Below are 18,864 nucleotides of genomic sequence, written 5' to 3'. Positions count from 1 at the left end.
ATCCCGCACCCACCGGGCTGTGGCGGCCGGGTCGGCCGAACTGACCCCTTACTCCCCGCGGACGACGGGGTAAGGGGCCGGCGCCGCCGGGGTGTGCGTGGACGCCCGATGCCGCGGAACCGCCCTCAGCATGAGTCTCGTGTGAGAAGAGAAGTCCGAGGGAGGGACATCATGATCGACAGCGTCCTCGCCGAGATCGGCTACCGCCGCGAGCAGGTCAGGCGCGACGTCGCCGCGGGCCGCCGCACCAAAGGGACGAACCGCGCCGAGCGGACCGCTCGCATGACGGAGGACCACCCCGCCGCCGGCCGGCGCGCCACCCGGCGCCCCCGGCCGGCGGTGCAGTACGCCCGGCCGCGCGCGGTGAGCGCGGGGCCACAGCCCGGCGGCCGCGTCTGCTGACCGGAAAATGCTCACGCCGATGTCGGAGGGGTGTGCGAGCATCGGTATCGTGCCTCGGCTCGGTACCGGAGTCCCCTTCATCGCGCGCGGCGACGAGATCGGTCGCCTGCGTGCGGCGCTCGCCCGCGCCCGCACGGGCGGGGGCGGTGCGGTCCTCGTCTCCGGCGACGCCGGCGTCGGCAAGAGCCGGCTGCTCACCGAGTTCCTCGCCGAGGCGGGGTCGGGCGGCGCACACGTGCTGCTCGGCCGCTGCCTCAGCGTCGGCGAGGCCGGCCTGCCGTACCTGCCGTTCAAAGAGGTCGTCGAACAGCTGCGGGCGCTCCGGCCCGGCCTCGTCGAGGCCCGCCCGGCGCTGTCCGGGCTCATCGGCCGCACGGCCAGCACCGCGGCGCCGTCGCGCGAAGAGAACGACCTCGGCCAGCTGCAGCTCTTCGACGCCATGTTCACCGCACTCGCCGAGCTGGGCGACGACGCCCCGGTGCTGCTGGCGGTCGAGGACCTGCACTGGAGCGACGCCTCCAGCCGCGACCTGCTCTCGTTCCTGGTCTCGCGGCTGGCCGGGCAACGGCTGCTGCTCGTCGGCACGTACCGCTCCGACGACCTCCACCGGCAGCACCCGCTGCGCCCGTTGCTCGCCGAGCTGGTCCGGCTGCCGGTCGTCGAGCGGCTCGACCTCACGCCGTTCGGCCCGGCCGACACCCTGGCGTTCGTCGAGACCCTGGCCGACGGCAGCATCGACGCCGAGCTCATGGCCGACGTCGCCGCCCGCTCCGAGGGCAACGCGTTCTTCGCCGAAGAGCTGGTCGCGGCCAGCGCCACCGGCCCGGTCGGCGGCATCCCCACGGCCCTGGCCGATGTCCTCCTGTCCCGGGTCGAGACGCTCAGCCCGGCGGCCCAGCGCGTCGTCGGCGCCATCTCCGTCACCGGCCGCCGGCATGTCCGGCACGCCGCGGTGCGCTCCGTCGTCGACCTCCCCGACGGCGAGCTCGACGCCGCGCTGCGCGAGGCGCTGCAGCACCACATCCTCGTCACCGACGACCAGGACGGTTACACCTTCCGGCACGCGCTGCTGCGCGAGGCCGTCTACGCCGACCTGCTCCCCGGCGAGCGAGTCCGGCTGCACGCCGCCTACGCCCGGCGCATCGTCGACCTCCAGCAGGACGAGCTGGCCGGCGCGCTCGCCTACCACAGCCTGCGCAGCAACGACCTCCCCACGGCGCTCGCCGCATCGGTCAAGGCGGCCGACGACGCCATGCGGGTCGGTGCGCTCGCGGCCGAGCTGCGCCACGTCGAGCAGGCGCTCGAACTGTGGTCGGCGGTGCAGAACCCGGCCGAGCACGCCGGCGTCGACGAGCTCACCCTCACCCGCAAGGCCGCCTACGTCGCCAGCGCCGCCGGACACCCCGAGCGGGCGCTCGCCTACGCGCAGGCAGCGGTCGTGGTGGCCGACCGCGACTCCGACTCCGTCACCCGCGCCGACGTCCGCCGTCAGCTCACCGAGGCGTTCCTGGCCAACGGCCGGTGGGCCGAGGCGCAGAAGACCATCGCCGACGCCTGGGAGCTGGTCGAGTCCCAGCCGCCCAGCCGCACCCGCGCCTGGGTCCTGGCCTTACGCGCCCGCACGCTCTGGGCCACCGACGACGACGTCTCGCGCTCCTACGCCGAGCAGGCCATCGAGGACGCCCGGGCCGCCGGCAGCGTCAGCGCCGAGTCCGACGCGCTCATCTCGCTGGCCTTCAACGACCTCCGCGCCGGCGCCGTCGAGGACGCCTGCACGCTGTTCGAGCAGGCCCGGCAGAACGCCGTCCGGGTCGGCTCCGCCAACGTCGAGCTGCGCGCCTCGTTCAACCTCGTCACCACGCGCTACGAGCAGGGGCTGCTCGACGCCGCCGTCGCCCTGGCCGACGCCGCCGTGCAACGGGCCAACGCGCTCGGCGTCACGTGGAGCATGTACGGCCTCGAGCTGCGCTGGCTGCGCGCCATGGTCCACTACGGGCACGGCAGCTGGGACGAGGCGCTGGCCGCCGCCAGCCCGCCGGGCGAGCAGGTGTCCGACACCATCACCGCGCTGCTGGCGGCCTCGGCGGCCATCATCAAGGTCAGCCGCGGCCACTTCGACGACGCCCAGCGCGAGCTCGTGCGGGTCCGGCCCGAATGGCACCGCGACGGCCAGATCGCGCTGCTCGCCGGTGTCGCGGGCGTCGAGATGGCCGGCTGGCAGGGCCGGCACTCCGATGCCACCGCGCTGGCCGACGAGGCCATCGCGGCCATGCGCAAGGGCGACGCCGACCGGTGGCCGCTGGGCGGCATCCGGCTGGCCGTGCTGGCCATCGGCGCGCTGGCCGACGCCGCCCGGGTGGCCCGTCTCGAGCATGACACCCACGCCGAGACGGCCGCCGTCGCCGAGGGCCGCCGCTTCGCCGAGCACGCCCGGCTGACCGCCCAGCACGGAATCCCGCGCGCCGATCGCCTCGGCCCCGAAGGGGTGGCCTGGCTGGCCCGGCTGGCCGCCGAGGAGTCCCGGCTGACCGGCTCCACCGACCCCGCGCCGTGGCGGGCCACCGTCGAGGCGTTCGGCTACGGCGACGTCTTCCACGCCGCGCTGGCGCAGTGGCGGCTCGGCGAGGTCCTGGTCACCGCCGGCGACCGCGACGCCGCCGCCGTCGAGCTCGCGGCCGCGCACGAGACCGCCGGGCGGCTGGGCGCACAACCGCTGGCCGACGCCGTCCGCGACCTCGCCCGCCGTGCGCACCTCGCGCTGCCCGGCACCGTCCTGCCGGCCACCGGGTTGCTGACACCGCGCGAGCTGTCCGTGCTCGAGCTCGTGGCCCGCGGCTACACCAACCGCAAGGTCGGCGAAGAGCTGTTCATCAGCGAGAAGACCGTCAGCGTGCACCTGTCGCGGGTCATGACGAAGCTCGGCGCCGCCAGCCGCACCGAGGCCGTCTCCGTCGCCCACCAGCGCGGACTGCTCGCCGACGGCTGACAACCCCGGCGACACCGGGCGGCCGGCCCCGGCAGAGTGGCCGCGCGCGTCCCGCGTGCACCTCTCACCGGCATCATGGCGGCCGGCACGTCGAGCCGTCGCCGAGGCGCTCGCCGAGAGGCCGCCGTCACTTGAGCCCGGTGGCGTTGCCGGAGCGCAGGAAGTACCGCGAGAAGAACACGTAGACGATCGCGATCGGGATGGTCGAGAGCGTCGCCAGCGCCAGCTTCAGCGGGAACTGCTGAGATCCCTGCAGGTCACCGGCCGTGAGCCGGGCGATGCCGAGATTCATCGTGGCGAGGTCGGGGTCCGACGTCGCCACCAGGAAGTGGGTGAACTCGTTCCACGACCCCTGGAAGGACAGGATCGTCACCGTCACCAGCGCCGGGCGGACCAGCGGCAGGATCACACTCCAGAACGTCCGGAACACGCCCGCGCCGTCGATGCGCGCCGCCTCGTCCAGCTCCGCCGGGACCGCCTCGAACGCCGTCTTCATCAGCAGGATCCCGACGGCGTCGCAGAACAGCGGCAGGATCATGCCGGCGTAGCTGTCGAACATGCCCAGCTGGTTGAGCACCAGGAACTTCGGGATCAGCAGCACGACACCGGGCACGGCCAGCACCGCGACCACGCCGGCGAAGACCACCGCGCGGCCGCGGAAGCGCAGCCGGGCCAGCGCGTAGCCGGCCAGGCTGTCGATGATCAGCCGCCCCAGCGTCACCGAGATGGTCACGAGGAACGAGTTGCCCAGCCAGCGGAAGACTGGGATCGAGTAGGCCGGGTTCTCCCCCGCCACCACCGCCCACGCCGCCGTCGACACCGGTGACGGCCACAGCGAGACGGGGTTCGTGACGGCGTCGGCGTCGGTCTTGAACGACGTCGCGATCTGCACGAGGAACGGCCCGAGGTACAGGATCGTCCCGAGCGCCAGCAGCCCGTAGCCGATGACGCGCACCAGCACCTTGCGCGACAGGGGCGAGTACAGGTCGGTGAGGACGACGGGGACGGCCTCGCGCTCGGACCGTGCGGACCGCGCGGCCCGCGGGTCCGCAGGTTGTCGCCGTCGTCGCTCGAGCAGCCCGCTCATGCCCGCCGCTCCCTTCCCACCCACCGCTGCACCAGCGTGAGGACGATGATGATCGCGAACAGCACGAACGCGACGGCCGCGCCGACGCCGAACTGACCGTCGCCGAAGCTGCGCACGTAGGAGATGTAGGCCGGCGTCAGCGTGGTCTTGGCCGGCGCGCCCTGCGACAGGATGAACACCTGGTCGAACACCTGCCAGCTACTGATCAGCGCCAGCGTGATGACGAGGACGATGCTGCGGCGCATGAGCAGCAGCGTGAGGTGGCGGAAGCGCTGCCAGGCGCTCGCGCCGTCGATGGCGGCCGCCTCCTCCAGCTCGACCGGGATGTCCTGCAACCCGACCAGGAAGAACAGCATGAACGTGCCCGACGACGCCCAGATGGTCAGCGCGATCAGCGCGCACATGGCGACCGACGGCCCGGACAGCCAGTTCCAGAGGCTCAGCCCGCCCACCGTCGTGTCGGCCAAGGCACCCGGCGCCGCGTCGACCCCGGCCCAGCCCAGCACGATGTGCAGCACGCCGCGCGGGTCGGTGAACCAGGTCGGCCCGTCGATCCCCACCCAGGACAGCACGACGTTCACCACGCCGGACCCTTGGAACAGGAAGAGGAACAGCACGCTGATCGCCACCGACGACGTGATGGCGGGGAAGTAGAAGACGGTGCGGAAGAACGACCGGCCGCGCAGCACGTAGGAGTTCACGGCCAGTGCCAGCACGAACGACAGCACGACCACGCCGGTGACGTTGAACAGGACGTAGTAGAGCGTGTTGCGCACGCTCAGCATGAAGTCGCCCCGGAGCAGCCCCGCGTCGGCCAGCAGGCTCTGGTAGTTGGAGAGCCCGACGAACTCCGCCTCGCCGGAGAACGGGCTGGACTGCCCGTTCCAGTCCAGCAGGCTGACCCACGCCGCCATGACGATCGGCGCGAACAGGAACACCACCAGCACGATCACGGCCGGTGCGACGAACAGCCAGCCGGCGCGGCGCTCCTGCAGCCGATATCCGGAGACCGGGCGTCGGCGGACCGGCCGGGTCCGGCCCGCCGGCGTGTCCCGGGTGACCGTCGCGGTCACGTCACTCCTGGGTGAGGACGGCTTCGCCGTTGGTCTGCAGGGCCTGCAGCGCCTGCTCCGGCGTGACGGTACCGGCGGCCATGCCCTCGAGCTGGGTGTTGAAGTCGGCCAGGACGGACTCGAAGCCCGGCACGGCGACCTGGCTGCGGGCGGTCTCCATGCCCTCGGCGAACGCCGCCTTCTCGGGGAACGTCTCGGCGTTCCAGTCGGCGAGGCCGGCTCGCGACGGGATCGGGCCGAACGCCTCGGCGAAGGCCTGCTGCTCCTCGGGGGCGATGAGGAAGTTCACGAGGTCGACGGCGGCCGCCTGGTTCTCGCTGTCGGCGGCGATGCCCCAGCAGTTGGTGAACGCCGTCGAGGCCTGCCCGCCGGGGCCGGCCGGCATCGGGACCGCGGTCCACTGGCGGTCCGGGAAGTCGTTCTGCAGCGCGCCGACGATCCAGGCGCCCTCGATGGTCATGGCCGACTTGCCGCTGCCCAGCGCCTCGCCGCCCCAGGCCGCGTCGATGTTCGGCGCGAACGCGAAGGAGCCGGCGTCCATGTTCTGCTCGAGGTACTCCAGCGTCGCCAGGTTCTCCGGGGTGTCGGCTGTGACCTCGGTCTGGTCGTCGTTCACGAAGAACCCGCCGCCGGCCAGCATGAACGAGCCGACGGGGTTGTAGTCGCCGGTGAACGCGAGTCCCACGCGGCCATCGGCGGTCAGCGTCTGCGCCACGGAGGCGAGCTGGTCCCAGTCCTGCGGGTAGTCGGCCTCGGTCAGCCCGGCCGCGGCCCACGCCTCGGTGTCGATGACCAGTGCGTGCACGCCGCCGTCCTTGGGCGCGCAGTAGAGCTCGTCCTCGTAGGTGAACGCGTCGCGCAGCGACTGGTAGATGTCCTCGGCGTCCTCGATCTGGTCGCCGTACGGGTACAGCGAGCCGCCCTCGGCGAACATGCGGAAGCGGTCGGGGCTGACGTAGAAGAGGTCGGGCGGGTTGCCGCCGGCGAACCCCTGCTGCAGCTGCTGCACGAGGTCCTGGGCGGGAATCACCTCGACCTCGTTGCCGGTCTCGTCGGCCCAGCGGGCGGTGGCCTCCTGGACGGCGACGGTCTCGGCCTCGCCCGACGAGCCGATCATGACGGTGAGCGACGCGGGCTCGCCGGTGTCGCCGCCGCTGGCCTCGGACGGCTCGCCGCTGCCGCCGTCGTCGCTGTCGTCGAAGCCGCTGCCACAGGCGGCGAGCAGAGTGGCGGTGGCCACGGCCGTGGCCACCGCGAGTGGGGTACGGGGGAAGTGACGCATGATCAGGCCTCCGTGGGGGGAACGGCGGGACGGGAGCTGGCCCGGACGACGAGCGAGGGGCGCAGCAGGCGGTGCTCGGGGCCGGGCGGGAGCTCCACGACACCGAGCAGGCCGAGCAGCATCAGGACGGACTCGTGCCCGATCTGCTCGATCGGCTGGGACAGGCTGGTGAGGTCGACCCCGGGCAGGCGGGCGGCGGGGGTGTCGTCGAAGCCGACGACGGCGACGTCCTCGCCCGGGCGCAGGCCGCGCTCGGCGAGCGCCCGCAGCGCGCCGTAGGCCGACTCGTCGCTGACGCAGACCAGCGCGGTGGGCCGCGCTTCGGCGGCGTCGTCGAGCAGGGCGGCGGCCAGGGCCCGGCCGGTGCCGGCGCCGCCCTCGGCCCGGACGACGCGTGGGTCCAGGCCGAGCCGCAGGCAGGCGGCGGTGTAGCCGGCGACGCGGTCGTCGCCGACGCCGGAGCCCTCGGGCCAGCCGATGAACGCGATGCGGCGGTGGCCGATGGCGTGCAGGTGCTCGACCGCCTCGGTCATGCCGGCCGCGCCGTCGACGTCGACCCAGTGGCCCCGGTCGGGACCGGACCAGCTGCGGCCGAACGCGACGAACGGCACGCCCTGCTCCGTCAGCCACCCGGGGCGCGGGTCGGCCACGACGGTGTCGGCGAGCACGAAGCCGTCGACGGCGCGCTGGGCGAGCAGCTCGGCGTAGCGGTCGAGGCCGGCGCTGCCGGTCGGCGCGGTGAAGAGGAGCACGTGGAAGCCGTGCGCCGCGGCGGACTCGGTGACGGCGTGGACGAACCGGTCGAGGACGGGGTTGAGGTTGCCGGCCGGGGCCGGCTGGATGCAGTAGCCGATGAGCCGGCTGATGCGGGTGCGCAGCGAGCGGGCGGACCGGTTGGGCCGGTAGCGCAGCTCGCGGATGGCGTCCTCGACCCGCTGCCGGGTCTCGGGCGCGACCCGCTCGGGCGCGTTGAGGACGTTGGAGACGGTCTGCCGCGAGACTCCTGCCACGGTGGCGACGCTCTCCAGCGTGGCACCGCTCTCCGGCGTCGCCATCCGCGTCCTCCTCGACGTGTTGAACGATCAAAATTCGATTGGTAGCGTGTTTTGATCGTTCAAAAATGGGATCTGGTTCAGAGTTAAGAACGCGGCGACTGTTCTGTCAAGTCTCGAGAGGATCACGCTGGTGACCGTTCCACCCGCCCCCGGTCCGGTGCCCCAGCCGTTCCTGCACGACCTCGTCAGCTGCGTGAAGGCGCCGACCGTGGCGCTGTCCGGGGCCGACGGCCAGATCCGCCCCTCCGGCGCGCAGGGTGTGCTCAGCCACGACCGCCGCGTCCTCTCCGAGCTGTGGATCGACGTCGACGGACACGAGCCGTCGCCTGCCGGCCACGGCCTGCGCGGCGCCGGTCACGCGCAGTTCACCGGCCTCGTCCGGCACCTCGGCGACTCCGGCGCCGACCCGACGGTGCGGCTCGAGCGGCACCGCTTCGCCCGGCCCGACGGCGTCGCCGAGCGGCTCGAGCTGGTCAACGACGCGCGCGAGGCGATCGCCGCCACCGTCCGCGTGCACGTGGCGGCTGACTTCGCCACCGCCGAGGCGATCAAGCACGACGGCGCCCAGCGCGGCGGCCGGGCCCCGTCGTCGTCGGTCGCCGACGTCGTGGGCTGGCGCGACGGCGACCTCACCGTCACGGTCACCGCGCCGGGAGCCGGCGTCGAGACCCACACCACGGGGGCCGTGCTCAGCTGGGTGGTCCACCTGCCCGCGCACACGTCGTGGACGGCCGACATCGAGGTGGCGGCCGCTTTCACCGGGGGTCCCCCGGCCAACGCGTTCGGCCCGGCCGACGGCGCGGGCTGGGACGCCGTCGCCGTCGCCGGCCGGTCCGACCTCGCCCGGCTGGCCGAGCGCAGCGTCGAGGACCTCGCCGCGCTGGCGCTGTCCGACCCGCTCGACCCGTCCGACACCTTCCTCGCCGCCGGCAGCCCGTGGTTCTTCACGCTGTTCGGCCGCGACTCCCTCTGGGCCGCGCGGTTCACGCTGCCGCTGGGCACCGGCCTGGCCCGCGGCACACTGCGCACGCTGGCCCGCCGGCAGGGGCGCCGGCACGACCCCGACACCGCCGAGGCGCCGGGCAAGATCCTGCACGAGGTGCGCATCCCGGCGCCCGGGTCGTGGCTGCCGCCGGTCTACTTCGGCACCGTCGACGCCACCGCCCTGTGGATCTGCCTGCTGCACGACGCCTGGCGCTGGGGACTGCCGGGCGCCGCCGTCGCCGAGCTGCTCGACCCGCTCGAGGGCGCGCTGCGCTGGTTGACGGAGGAGGCCGACCCCGACGGCGACGGCTTCCTCGAGTACGTCGACACCGGCGGCCGGGGCCTGGCCAACCAGGGCTGGAAGGACTCCGGCGACTCCATCCAGCACCCCGACGGCTCCATCGCGGCCCCGCCCATCGCGCTGAGCGAGGCGCAGGCCTACGCCCACGAGGCGGCGCTGGCGGGGGCGGCGCTGCTCGACGCGTTCGACCGGCCCGGGAGCGGGCCACTGCGCGAGTGGGCGGCCGCGTTGCGCGAGCGGTTCGCCGCCACGTTCTGGGTGTCCGACGAGAAGGGCCGCTTCCCTGCCATCGCGCTCGACGGCGCCAAGCAGCCGGTCGGCACCGTCACGTCCAACCTCGGCCACCTGCTCGGCACCGGCCTGCTCCGGCCCGACGAGGCCGCCGTCGTCGCCGACCGGCTCGGCCGCCCCGACCTCGACGCCGGCTACGGCCTGCGCACGATGACCGCCGACGCCACCGGGTTCAACCCGCTCGGCTACCACGCGGGCAGCATCTGGCCGCACGACACCGCGATCGCCGTCCGCGGGCTGGCCGCCGACGGGTTCGCGGGCGTGGCGGCGTCGCTGGCCGGCGGGCTCCTGCGGGCGGCGCCCGACTTCGCCTACCGGCTGCCGGAGCTGTTCGCCGGCACCGACGCCCGGGCCGGCGAGCCGGTGCTCGCCTACCCGGCGGCGTGCCGCCCGCAGGCGTGGTCCGCGGCGACGGTGGTGGCGCTGCTGCAGGCGGCACTCGGCCTGACGGCGGACGTGCCGGGGGGCACGCTGCGGGTCGCCCCGCATCCCGCGTTCGCCGACTGGTTCCCGCTGCGCGTCGAGGGCCTGCGGGTGGCCGGCCACCCGCTCACCGTCGCCGTCGACGCCTCGGGCCGGGCCGACGTCCGCACCTCCGCACCACTGACGGTGTCGGTCGACGCGCACTTCCCATGATCATGTTCGGTTGCGGCGCGTCAGCGGCCCGCGAGGGAACATGATCATGGATCATGCGGCGGCGACGAGCCTTGGGGCCGGCTCTCGTCAGGATGTATGAAAATGCCCTAAAGTTCGCAACCATGGTCGAGTCATCCCTGCCAGACGCCACCACCGCCGTCGTCTCGGTCGTGGTCGACGCCGACCCCGACGACGTGTTCCCGATGTTCACCGAGCCGCGTGGGCTCGCCGGCTGGTTCTGGCCGGCGGCATTCGCCGCCATCTACGAGACCGATCCCCGGGCCGGCGGCCGGTTCGTGTTCCGGACGGCCGGCCTGGCGGCGGGGCACAACGTCGCCATCCGCGGCATCTTCGGCGAGGTCCGCAGGCCGCGGCTGATCACCTACATCTGGTCCTGGAACGGCGACAGCGCGCCCGCGAGCCGCGTCGCCGTCAAGCTGGCGCCGGCGGACCAGGGCGGCACCGAGGTCGTGGTGACGCACAGCCACAACCCGACCGAGGAACAGCGCGACGACCACCTCAAGTCCTGGCACGACAGCCTCTCGCGCCTGGCCGATCACCTCGCCATCGGATAGTCTGAAGACGTGCCAGGTCAGCGCTGGTTTAGCGGCCCCCGGTCGGCGAACGTCCGCCGCCCGGAGGGTACGCACGCCTGACCCTTCGCGGACGACCGGCCGGGGGAGCATCCGTCCCGCTTCCCAGCCCCCGCGAAAGGCCTGGCCATGACCGCTCCCACTCTTGCCTCCGGCAGCCGGCCGCAGCCGCTGTCGCTGCCCGCCCTGGTCGACGCGCTCTCGCTGCGCGACCTCACCGATCCCGCGCAGGGGCCGCACGCCCTGCAGCTCCTCGTCTCGGCCGCCGCCGACGCGCTCGGCGAGCAGTGGGGCGCCGACGTCCGCGTGCTGCGTTCGCGCCCCGTCGTCGCCGTCGAGGACAACTACGACCGCCTCGGCTACCAGCCCGACGCCGTCTCGCGCGACGTCCGCTACACCCGCTACGTCAGCGACACCACGATGCTGCGCAGCCACACGTCGGCGGGGGTGCCGCCGGCGCTGCGCGCGCTGGCCGCAGCGCCGCTCGTCGACGAGCGCGACGTGCTGCTGGTACTGCCGGGCATCTGTCACCGCCGCGACTCCATCGACCGTCTGCACACCGGAACGCCGCACCAGCTCGACCTCTGGCTGGTGCGGCGCGGCGGCCGCCGGCTCGACCACGACGACCTGCACACGCTGGTGTCGACGCTGGTCGGCGCGGTCCTGCCGGGCACCCACTGGCGCTGGACGGCGACGACGCACCCGTACACGACCGGCGGCCGCGAGGTCGAGGCCATCCGCGACGGCCGCCCGGTCGAGATCGCCGAGTGCGGGCTCGCCGCGCCGGGCGTCCTCGCCGCCGCCGGGCTGTCGCCGTCGTCCTGGAGCGGGCTCGCGCTCGGCATGGGTCTGGATCGGGTGCTGATGCTGCGCACCGGCATCCCGGACATCCGGCTGCTCCGCTCGGCGGACCCGCGCGTCGCTGAGCAGCTGACCGGCCTGGCGCCGTACCAGCCGGTGTCCGACCTGCCGCCCGCGCGGCGCGACATCTCCGCCGCCGTCCCCGCCGGATCCGACGCCGAGATCATCGGCGACCGCGTCCGCGAGGCGCTCGGCCCCGACGCCGACCTCGTCGAGGAGGTCACCGTCCTGTCGACGACGCCGTACGACGACCTGCCGGCGGCGGCTCGGGAGCGGCTCCGGATCCGGCCCGGTCAGGAGAACGTGCTGCTCCGGCTGGTCCTGCGCCCGGTCGACCGGACCCTCACCGGCGAGGAGGCCAACACCCTGCGCGATCGCGTCGTCGCCGCCCTCACGGAGTGAGCGCCTAGATAAGGGCCGGGGCCGTCCCGGCGCGATGGTTGGCGGTTTGGTGGCGCCCTGGCACCACCAAGCCGCCAACCATTCCCATTCAGGGTGCGGCGGTGGCCGAACCGGGCACCCGCCGCAGCCGGGCGGGTGCCCACCAGGTCGCGCGGCCGAGCGGCCGCATCGTCGCCGGCAGCAGGGCGCCCCGGATGACGGTCGCGTCGATCAGCACGGCCAGCGCAAGCCCGACGCCGAAGGCCTTCATCAGCGTGATGTCGCAGACCAGGACAGCGACGTGGTCTCGTCGGATTCGGCACACGAGACCCGCGAGGCCGGCCCGATGTGACACCGGCGCGGGGAGCGGGACCGAGGTCACATCTCCAAACCGCTGCAACAGAGCGCGGGGCGTACCTCCACCCGGCCGGTCGCGGCCTCCGGGAGCTGCCGAGCGTGTCCGAGCGCGCGGTCGATCGTCTCGCACTCGACCAGGTAGAAGGAGGTCAGGTGGCTGTCGACGCCCGGCAGCGGGCCGTCGGTGACCACGCCGTCGTGGAGCCGCTTCGTCAGCGACGGGTCGGCCAGCGCCTCGGCGGCGATCAGCTCGCCGCCGCCCGCCAGCTCACGTTGCAGCGCCTCGTGGCCGGGTCCTGCCGTGGGCGGATCGCGGTAGACCAGGATCAGGTACTTCATCGGCTTCGCCTCCGGTTCGGCTGCTCTCACCGGTGACGTCGGAGCCGACGACGAGATCTCGACATCCGCAGCCGGACGATCTAAAGTGTACGAAACCGTTTCGTTCACTTCGAAGGGAACTCGATGTCCCCCACCCGCGGCGAGCTGCGCGAGGACGCGGTCCTCCGGGCCACCCTCGAGCTGCTCGCCGAGATCGGCTACGGCTCGGTCACCATGGACGCCGTCGCCGCGCGGGCGCGGGCGAGCAAGGCGACCATCTACCGGCGCTGGGCCGGCAAGGCCGACCTGGTCATCGCCGCGATCGAACGGCACACGAGCGGCGACGGCGACAGCTCGGCGCCGCCCGACACAGGCGCGCTCCGGGCCGACCTGCTGGCCCTGCTCACGGCCATGCGCGACCGGCTCGCCGGCGAGAGCGCCGCGCTGGTCCTGGGCCTGCTGACGGCCATGCGCGACGACCCTGCGCTCGCGACGGCGGTCCGGGCCCGGCTGATCGGGGTGAAGCGTGACGCCTTCGCACCGGCGCTGCGCCGCGCGGCCGACCGGGGCGACATCGCGGCCGTCCCGGATCACGACCTGATCGCCGAGGTCGCCTCGGCGCTGCTGTTCTCGCGCCTGTTCGTCACCGGCGAGCCGCTCGACGACGCCTTCCTCGACCGGCTGGCCGACGCCGTGATCCTTCCTCTCGTCCATGGAGCGACACCATGATCGTCACCGTCCTGCTCGCGTTCGTCGCAGGCTTCTTCGCCGGCAACGGGCTGCCCTACTACGTCGAGGGCAGCACCGGCCGCACCACCAACCCGAGCCCGTTCGGCGAGGGCGCCGTCGTCAACGTGCTCACCGGCTGGGCCGGGCTGGTCGTCGCGGGGCTTGCCTGGTACTTCGCCGACGTCTCGAACCACCCGTGGCCGGGCTGGACCGCGGCGGCGCTGGGCGTGCTGACGGTCGGGCTCGTCCACGCCCGCATGTGGCAGGCCGACCCGTGGGGCCGGCGCGGCCGGACCGCTACGAGCTGACGGTCACGTGGTCGCCGACCTGCAGCCGCAGGTCCGCGGCCGCGCTGCCCCGGTTGACCGCGAGCGCCAGCCGGCCGGCGGAGTCGATCAGCAGCACCGGGTCACGCTCCGGCACCGCCGCGTACGAGGTCGCCAACGGCACGTACGACGACCGGTCGGCGACGGTGATCCGCAGCCGGGCGTGCTCGTCGAGCCCCGCCGCGGTCAGCTCGGCCGGTCCGGCCGCCAGCGCGACGTTGCCGAAGCGGTCGACGACGTGCACCTCGGCCTCGACGGTCTCGTCTGCGACCCGCAGCCACGGGTCGGGCAGCCGGACCAGTGCGGCCACGTCGACCGACGGCCCCAGCGCGGCGACGTCGAGTCCCGCGGCCAGGTGCGCCGCCGCCGGCGCGAACACGTCCCGACCGTCGAACGTCGTCGCGCCGGTGACCAGCCGGTACTCGGGCGCCGTGAGCTCGATCGCCCGGCTCGCCCCGCCGAGGGCCGCGGCCGCCCACAGCAGCAGCCCGTTGTCGGGCCCGACCAGCACGGACTCACCGGCGACGACGGCGACGGCGCGGCGCTCGGTGCCCACGCCGGGATCGACGACGCCCAGCACGACCGACGGCGGCAGGTAGGGCAGGGTGTCGGCGAGCACCACCGCGCCGTGCCGGACGTCCTGCGCGGGGACGTCGTGCGTGACGTCGAGGACCCGGGCCGACGGCGCGATGCGGGCGATGACGCCGTGGCAGGCCGCGACGTAGCCGTCGGCCAGCCCGTAGTCGGTGAGGAACGCGATGAGCGACGGCGTCATCGGTTGACCAGCACCGCCGTGACGACGTCGTCGATGGCGACCAGGCCGACCTCGGCGCCGTCGCCGTCGACCACGATGCCCAGCTGCGAGCGGGCGCCGCGCAGCACCTCGGCCGCTTCGGCGAGATCGGCGCCGTCGGAGATCCGCGGGGCGGGCAGCGCCGCGCCGCCCGCCGTCCATCCCGGCCCCGTCGCCCCCGGGCCGGGCGTGGCCCGCGCGATCAGCGCGCCGCGCACGTGCACGGCGCCGACGGCGGTCCCGGCGGCGTCGCGCACCACGAGCCGAGTGTGCTCGCTGGCGCGGCCGGCCTCGATGACGTCCTGCGGGCCGGCTCCGGCCGGCACCGAGACGATCCGCTCCGCCGGCACCATGACCGTCCGGATCAGCTGTTCGGGCGCGATCAGCGCACGGGTGAGCAGGCCGTAGTCGTCGTCCTCGATGAGCCCGAGCCGGTTGGACTCGCGGACCAGCTGGTGCAGCTGCTCGCGGTTGCGCATGGTCGCGAGCTCGTCGCGCGGGGTCACCCGAATCAGTCGCAACAGCAGGTTGGTGACGCCGTTGAGCACCACCAGCAGCCAGCGGACCCCGAACGCGTAGGCCCGGAACGCCGGGGCGAGGATCATGGCCGACTGCTCGGGATGCGCGATCGCCCACGATTTCGGCGCCATCTCGCCGACGACGACGTGCAGGAACGTCACGCCGGTGAGCGCGATGATCAGCGCGACGACGTCGGCGGTGCCGTCGGGCAGGCCGACGGCGTGCAGCGGCCGCTCGAGGATGTGGTGGAAGGCCGGCTCGGACACCATGCCGAGGCCGATCACGACCATGGTGATGCCGAGCTGGGCGCCGGCCAGCATGAGCGACAGCTCGCGGATGCCCGAGAGCGCCGCCTTGGCGCCGCGCTTACCGGCGTCGACGGCCTGCTCGATGCGGTGCCGGCGGGCGCCGACCAGCGCGAACTCCGCGGCGACGAAGAACCCGCTGGCGATCAGCAGGCCGGTGGTGAGGAGGATGGCGACGACCGGGCTCACGAGGCGGCCTCCGCGCCGTCACCAGTGCGGACCCGGCCGAGCCCGCGCAGCCGCACGAGCTCCGGGACGTGCCTCGCCACCGTCACGACCTCGATCTCGACCTGGTCGCGGTCGTTGGTGCCGTCGCCGACGACGAGGCGATCGCCGGGCTCGGCGAACCGGCCCAGCTCGGCGACGATCAGGCCGGCGACGGTGTCGTAGTCGTCGGACTCGTGCAGCGGCAGGCCGGTCCGGTCCGCGGCCTCGTCGACCCGCAGCCCGGCGTCGAGCTGCCACCAGTCGCCCTGGCGCGTCACCGGGACGCCCTGCTCGTCGGTCTCGTCGGTGATGTCGCCGAACAGCTCCTCGGACACGTCCTCGAGCGTGACGATGCCGGCCAGCCCGCCGTACTCGTCGACCACGCACGCGAACTCGTCACCGGCGTCCTGCATGCGCTCGACCAGCGCCGGCAGCGGCAGGCTGTCGGGCACCAGCAGCGCCGGGCGGGCGATGTCGCCGATCAGCGTGGTGTCGACGGCGCCGGGCGCGACGTACATGAGCTCGCGCACGCCGACCACGCCCGTGACGTCGTCGGTCTCCTCGCCGCGGACCGGGTAGTTCGAGTGGCCGTGCGCGGCGATGAGCTCGATGACGGTGGCGGCGGTGTCGTCGGAACTGACGCTGCGCACGTCGGGGCGCGGCACCATGGCCTCGCCGGCGGTGTGCTCGGAGAAGCTCAGCGCGCGGCCCAGGATGCCCGAGAGCTGCGCCGACAGCGAGCCGCCCGCCTCGGACTCGCCGATGACGTGGCCCAGCTCCTCGAGGGTGGCGCCGTGGTGCAGCTCCTCGACCGGCTCGATGCCCACCCGGCGCAGCAGCCAGGCGGCGGAGTTGTCGAACAGCCGCACCACCGGGCCGCTGACGGCCAGGTAGACGTGGGTCGACGGCGCCAGCAGCACGGCCAGCCGCTCGGGCGTGGCCAGCGCGAGATTCTTGGGGAACAGCTCACCGAGCACCATCTGGATGATCGTCGCGATGGCGAACCCGATGGCGACCGAGACGCCCGGGACGGCATTCTCGGGCAGCCCGACGGCGTCGAGGAACGGCCGGACGATCTGCGCGAACGCGGGCTCCGCGATGAGCCCGACGATGAGGCCGGTGACGGTGATGCCGACCTGCGCGGCCGACAGCATGAACGACAGGTGCTCCATGACCCGGATGGCCGACGCGGCCCGCTTGTCGCCGGCCTCGGCCCGGCGGGCGAGCTCGACCCGGTCGGCGGAGACGTAGGCGAACTCCTGCGCGACGAAGTAGGCGGTCCCGAACGTCAGGACGAAGACCGCGAGAATCGCCACCGCGGCGGTCATCGGCCGGCTCCCGGCCCGGCGTCACGGTGGCGGCGAGATGGGTGTATGCGACTTGACGCGTCCGTCGGCACGGCGGACACAGCTCCCTTCGGGGTGGGGCACGCGTCGATGGACGCGGCCCCGATACGAACGTGTCGCACCAGCTTAGTGGCACGCCGGCCGCGAGGTCCCGGGCGGCGGCGAGTCCCACGAGGGAAGGGGGGCAGCGACGCTTCGGTGACATGGCGCCGCAGCCCTTCGGCGGTTCTGCTCGGGCGGCGTGTCGCCCCGGGCACCGGTGTCCATGAGAACGGTCTCATTCGTGCCTCATCGGCGGCTCATCACACTCCGGAACCCTGGCGGCGTGCCCGGACCGACTGCCGATCCCGACCTCGCGCTGCTCACCGGCCCGTCCGTCCCGGATATCCTGGGTGCCGCCCTGACCCCAGCCGGCGGGACGCTGCGCGGCTGGTCGCTGCGCGACGTCGACCACCGCCCCGGCGATCGCACGACGGCCTCCTACGTGGTCCGCGTCGCGTGGGCCGACGGCGAGCGCGAGGAGACGTTCGCGGCGACGGTGTCCGGGCGGCGGCCCGAGGGCGGGCTCGTCGTCACTGACGGCGACCGCTTCATCCAGGTGTGGCGGTTCCCGTTCGACCCCGAACTGCCCGGGCTCGCGGCCGCCTGCTTCCCGTCGTCGGTCGCCGATCTGCTGCGCGGGCTGGGCCTGCCACCCGACGGCGTCCAGCTGCAGGTGGTCTCGTACCGGCCGCGCAAACGCGCCGTCGTCGAGGTCGTCACCGAGCGGCAGCGGCTGTTCATCAAGGTGCTGCGGCCGCGGCAGGTCCGCGACGTCGACAGCCGGCACCGCGTGCTGACGGCGGCCGGGGTCGCGGTCCCGCGCAGCCTCGGCTGGAGCGACGACGGCATCATCGTGCTCGCGCCCCTGCGCGGAACGCCGCTGCGGACGGCGCTCGAGTCCGGCACGACGGCGCTGCACGACCCAGCCGACCTGGTGACGCTGCTGGACCGGCTGCCGGACGAGCTCGCCGGGCTGCCGCGGCGGCTGCCGTGGTCCGCGCACGCCGAGCACTACGCGGGGGTCGTCGCGGCGGCGGCGCCGACGCTCGGGGTTCGGGTGCGGGCCCTGGCGGGTGACATCGCGGCCGAGCTGGCGGCGTACGACGGCTCGGGCTCCGGCTCGGGCGACGAGCCCACGCATGGCGACTTCTACGACGCCCAGCTCTTCGTCGAGCACGGCGCCGTCAGCGGGCTGCTCGACATCGACACCATGGGCCCGGGCCGCCGCGCCGACGACCTCGGCTGCCTGGTCGCGCACCTCTCCGTGCTGGCGACCGGCGGGTTCCCCGCGGCCGCCGGAGCACGGGCGGCGCTGACGGACTGGCTGCCGGTGCTGGACCGCCGGGTCGACCCGGCCGAGCTCCGGCTGCGCGCCGCCGGTGTCGTCTTGTCGCTGGCCACCGGACCGTACCGGGCCCAGGACCCGGGCTGGGAGAAGGCCACCGCCGACCGCGTCGAGCTGATCGAGCGCTGGCTCGACGCCGCCGCCTCGGCCGGCTCAGGCAGCTCTGAGAACGCTCTCATCCGGCTCTCCTGATGGATTCACGAGGCCTCGCGAATCTTGAGGGGTCAGCACGACGCCGGCGAATCCGGTGTCTGGTTCCCAGGAGGAAACGATGAAGCTCCAGAAGAAGACGTGGCTCGCAGTCGGGACGATGGCGGCACTGGGTATCGGGGTCGGCACCGCCGTGGCCGCGCCCGTTCTCAACGGGGCACAACCGCCGGCCGCCGGAGTGGTCGACGCACCGTCGGACTCCTCCAAGCCCGCGCCCCAGTCCGGCTCGTCGGCCTCGACGGCGAACAGCGCGAACAGCCCGGCTGCTCCCGCCTCGGCCTCCACCGCGGCGTCGCCGGCCACTGCCGGCTCGCCCGCCAGCCCGGCCGGCCCCGCGACCGCCGCCAGCCCGGCGAGCCCGGCGAGCCCGGCGTCGGCCAACTCGGCGAACTCGGCCGGCTCCCCCGCCGAGCCGGCCCCGGCGCCCGCTCCGGC

17 protein-coding genes and 1 pseudogene are annotated in these 18,864 nt (G+C 74.0%); 8 read left to right on the top strand and 10 right to left on the bottom strand.

The genetic code is table 11. The features are described 5' to 3' along the window. The first annotated feature begins 171 nt into the window (after window positions 1–171). Both E1212_RS13765 and E1212_RS13760 read left to right on the top strand, forming a co-directional pair. Window positions 172–402 carry a hypothetical protein gene (locus E1212_RS13765; protein WP_131983343.1) on the top strand — a complete coding sequence of 77 codons (231 nt, stop codon included), beginning with the start codon at window positions 172–174 and terminating at the stop codon, window positions 400–402. Between the two features lie 49 nt (window positions 403–451). Continuing rightward, complete coding sequence (locus E1212_RS13760; protein WP_203416836.1) at window positions 452–3,388, top strand: helix-turn-helix transcriptional regulator; 2,937 nt, start codon at window positions 452–454, stop codon at window positions 3,386–3,388. A gap of 127 nt (window positions 3,389–3,515) precedes the next feature. Here E1212_RS13760 and E1212_RS13755 read toward each other — a convergent pair whose 3' ends face one another. From E1212_RS13755 to E1212_RS13740, 4 genes are read right to left on the bottom strand one after another with little or no spacing between them, the layout of a single operon-like run. Further along, on the bottom strand, window positions 3,516–4,475 hold the full coding sequence (locus E1212_RS13755) for a carbohydrate ABC transporter permease (RefSeq protein ID WP_131983341.1): 960 nt from the start codon (window positions 4,473–4,475) through the stop codon (window positions 3,516–3,518). Further along, window positions 4,472–5,548, bottom strand: coding sequence for a carbohydrate ABC transporter permease (locus E1212_RS13750; protein WP_203416834.1), 1,077 nt, complete (start codon window positions 5,546–5,548; stop codon window positions 4,472–4,474). Before E1212_RS13750 ends, E1212_RS13755 begins: the two co-directional genes overlap by 4 nt. 1 nt (window position 5,549) lies before the next feature. Beyond that, a complete protein-coding gene (locus E1212_RS13745) occupies window positions 5,550–6,800 on the bottom strand; it encodes a sugar ABC transporter substrate-binding protein (RefSeq protein ID WP_162605463.1) in 1,251 nt (416 codons plus the stop codon). Between the two features lie 32 nt (window positions 6,801–6,832). Then, a complete protein-coding gene (locus tag E1212_RS13740) occupies window positions 6,833–7,885 on the bottom strand; it encodes a LacI family DNA-binding transcriptional regulator (RefSeq protein ID WP_131983337.1) in 1,053 nt (350 codons plus the stop codon). Between the two features lie 130 nt (window positions 7,886–8,015). Here E1212_RS13740 and E1212_RS13735 point away from each other — a divergent pair, with 130 nt between their 5' ends. From E1212_RS13735 to srmL, 3 genes are all read left to right on the top strand, one after another. Continuing rightward, window positions 8,016–10,097: an amylo-alpha-1,6-glucosidase gene (locus E1212_RS13735; RefSeq protein WP_131983335.1), complete on the top strand. Its 2,082-nt coding sequence runs from the start codon at window positions 8,016–8,018 to the stop codon at window positions 10,095–10,097. A 122-nt stretch (window positions 10,098–10,219) separates the two neighbouring features. After that, a complete protein-coding gene (locus tag E1212_RS13730; protein WP_162605462.1) occupies window positions 10,220–10,672 on the top strand; it encodes an SRPBCC family protein in 453 nt (150 codons plus the stop codon). Window positions 10,673–10,819: 147 nt separating this feature from the next. After that, window positions 10,820–11,953 (top strand): PheS-related mystery ligase SrmL, encoded by a 1,134-nt coding sequence (srmL, locus tag E1212_RS13725; RefSeq protein WP_131983331.1) that lies wholly within the window; start codon window positions 10,820–10,822, stop codon window positions 11,951–11,953. Window positions 11,954–12,041: 88 nt separating this feature from the next. Here srmL and E1212_RS13720 read toward each other — a convergent pair whose 3' ends face one another. Both E1212_RS13720 and E1212_RS13715 read right to left on the bottom strand, forming a co-directional pair. Then, window positions 12,042–12,203, bottom strand: coding sequence for a hypothetical protein (locus tag E1212_RS13720; protein WP_162605461.1), 162 nt, complete (start codon window positions 12,201–12,203; stop codon window positions 12,042–12,044). Between the two features lie 107 nt (window positions 12,204–12,310). After that, the gene (locus E1212_RS13715; protein ID WP_131983327.1) at window positions 12,311–12,628 is read right to left on the bottom strand and encodes a YciI family protein; all 318 of its coding nucleotides are present in this window, start codon (window positions 12,626–12,628) and stop codon (window positions 12,311–12,313) included. Between the two features lie 123 nt (window positions 12,629–12,751). On the opposite strand from E1212_RS13715, the gene E1212_RS13710 reads away from it, so the two are divergent. Both E1212_RS13710 and E1212_RS13705 read left to right on the top strand, forming a co-directional pair. Continuing rightward, entirely contained in the window at window positions 12,752–13,336 is a 585-nt protein-coding gene (locus E1212_RS13710) for a TetR/AcrR family transcriptional regulator (protein WP_131983325.1), read from the top strand. Beyond that, complete coding sequence (locus tag E1212_RS13705) at window positions 13,333–13,644, top strand: hypothetical protein (protein WP_131983323.1); 312 nt, start codon at window positions 13,333–13,335, stop codon at window positions 13,642–13,644. The genes E1212_RS13710 and E1212_RS13705 overlap by 4 nt, the downstream gene beginning before the upstream one ends. Here E1212_RS13705 and E1212_RS13700 read toward each other — a convergent pair. The 3 genes from E1212_RS13700 to E1212_RS13690 are packed head-to-tail and all read right to left on the bottom strand — an operon-like array spanning window position 13,634 to window position 16,814. Then, window positions 13,634–14,437 (bottom strand): SAM hydrolase/SAM-dependent halogenase family protein, encoded by an 804-nt coding sequence (locus E1212_RS13700; RefSeq protein ID WP_131983321.1) that lies wholly within the window; start codon window positions 14,435–14,437, stop codon window positions 13,634–13,636. The two genes, E1212_RS13705 and E1212_RS13700, sit on opposite strands and share 11 nt — an antisense overlap. Beyond that, window positions 14,434–15,468 (bottom strand): hemolysin family protein, encoded by a 1,035-nt coding sequence (locus E1212_RS13695; RefSeq protein ID WP_131983319.1) that lies wholly within the window; start codon window positions 15,466–15,468, stop codon window positions 14,434–14,436. Before E1212_RS13695 ends, E1212_RS13700 begins: the two co-directional genes overlap by 4 nt. After that, window positions 15,465–16,814 carry a hemolysin family protein gene (locus E1212_RS13690; RefSeq protein WP_131983317.1) on the bottom strand — a complete coding sequence of 450 codons (1,350 nt, stop codon included), beginning with the start codon at window positions 16,812–16,814 and terminating at the stop codon, window positions 15,465–15,467. The genes E1212_RS13695 and E1212_RS13690 overlap by 4 nt, the downstream gene beginning before the upstream one ends. A gap of 343 nt (window positions 16,815–17,157) precedes the next feature. On the opposite strand from E1212_RS13690, the gene E1212_RS13685 reads away from it, so the two are divergent. After that, on the top strand, window positions 17,158–18,411 hold the full coding sequence (locus E1212_RS13685; RefSeq protein WP_203416832.1) for a phosphotransferase: 1,254 nt from the start codon (window positions 17,158–17,160) through the stop codon (window positions 18,409–18,411). Here E1212_RS13685 and E1212_RS13680 read toward each other — a convergent pair. After that, window positions 18,373–18,864, bottom strand: a pseudogene (locus E1212_RS13680) (hypothetical protein); the annotation flags it as partial. The gene E1212_RS13685 and the pseudogene E1212_RS13680 sit on opposite strands and share 39 nt — an antisense overlap.

This window comes from Jiangella ureilytica, assembly GCF_004348545.1.
Lineage (GTDB): Bacteria > Actinomycetota > Actinomycetes > Jiangellales > Jiangellaceae > Jiangella > Jiangella ureilytica.
The sequence above is the reverse complement of the archived record's forward strand: the minus strand, read 5'-3'. Positions and strand labels throughout refer to the sequence as shown.

Bases quoted from the DNA above. Each gene is read 5' to 3' on its own strand.
- E1212_RS13700 (WP_131983321.1), bottom strand. From the start codon at position 14,437: ATGACGCCGTCGCTCATCGCGTTCCTCACCGACTACGGGCTGGCCGAC.
- E1212_RS13730 (WP_162605462.1), top strand. From the start codon at position 10,220: ATGGTCGAGTCATCCCTGCCAGACGCCACCACCGCCGTCGTCTCGGTC.
- E1212_RS13710 (WP_131983325.1), top strand. From the start codon at position 12,752: ATGTCCCCCACCCGCGGCGAGCTGCGCGAGGACGCGGTCCTCCGGGCC.
- E1212_RS13765 (WP_131983343.1), top strand. From the start codon at position 172: ATGATCGACAGCGTCCTCGCCGAGATCGGCTACCGCCGCGAGCAGGTC.
- E1212_RS13705 (WP_131983323.1), top strand. From the start codon at position 13,333: ATGATCGTCACCGTCCTGCTCGCGTTCGTCGCAGGCTTCTTCGCCGGC.
- E1212_RS13690 (WP_131983317.1), bottom strand. From the start codon at position 16,814: ATGACCGCCGCGGTGGCGATTCTCGCGGTCTTCGTCCTGACGTTCGGG.
- srmL (WP_131983331.1), top strand. From the start codon at position 10,820: ATGACCGCTCCCACTCTTGCCTCCGGCAGCCGGCCGCAGCCGCTGTCG.
- E1212_RS13720 (WP_162605461.1), bottom strand. From the start codon at position 12,203: ATGAAGGCCTTCGGCGTCGGGCTTGCGCTGGCCGTGCTGATCGACGCG.
- E1212_RS13715 (WP_131983327.1), bottom strand. From the start codon at position 12,628: ATGAAGTACCTGATCCTGGTCTACCGCGATCCGCCCACGGCAGGACCC.
- E1212_RS13755 (WP_131983341.1), bottom strand. From the start codon at position 4,475: ATGAGCGGGCTGCTCGAGCGACGACGGCGACAACCTGCGGACCCGCGG.
- E1212_RS13740 (WP_131983337.1), bottom strand. From the start codon at position 7,885: ATGGCGACGCCGGAGAGCGGTGCCACGCTGGAGAGCGTCGCCACCGTG.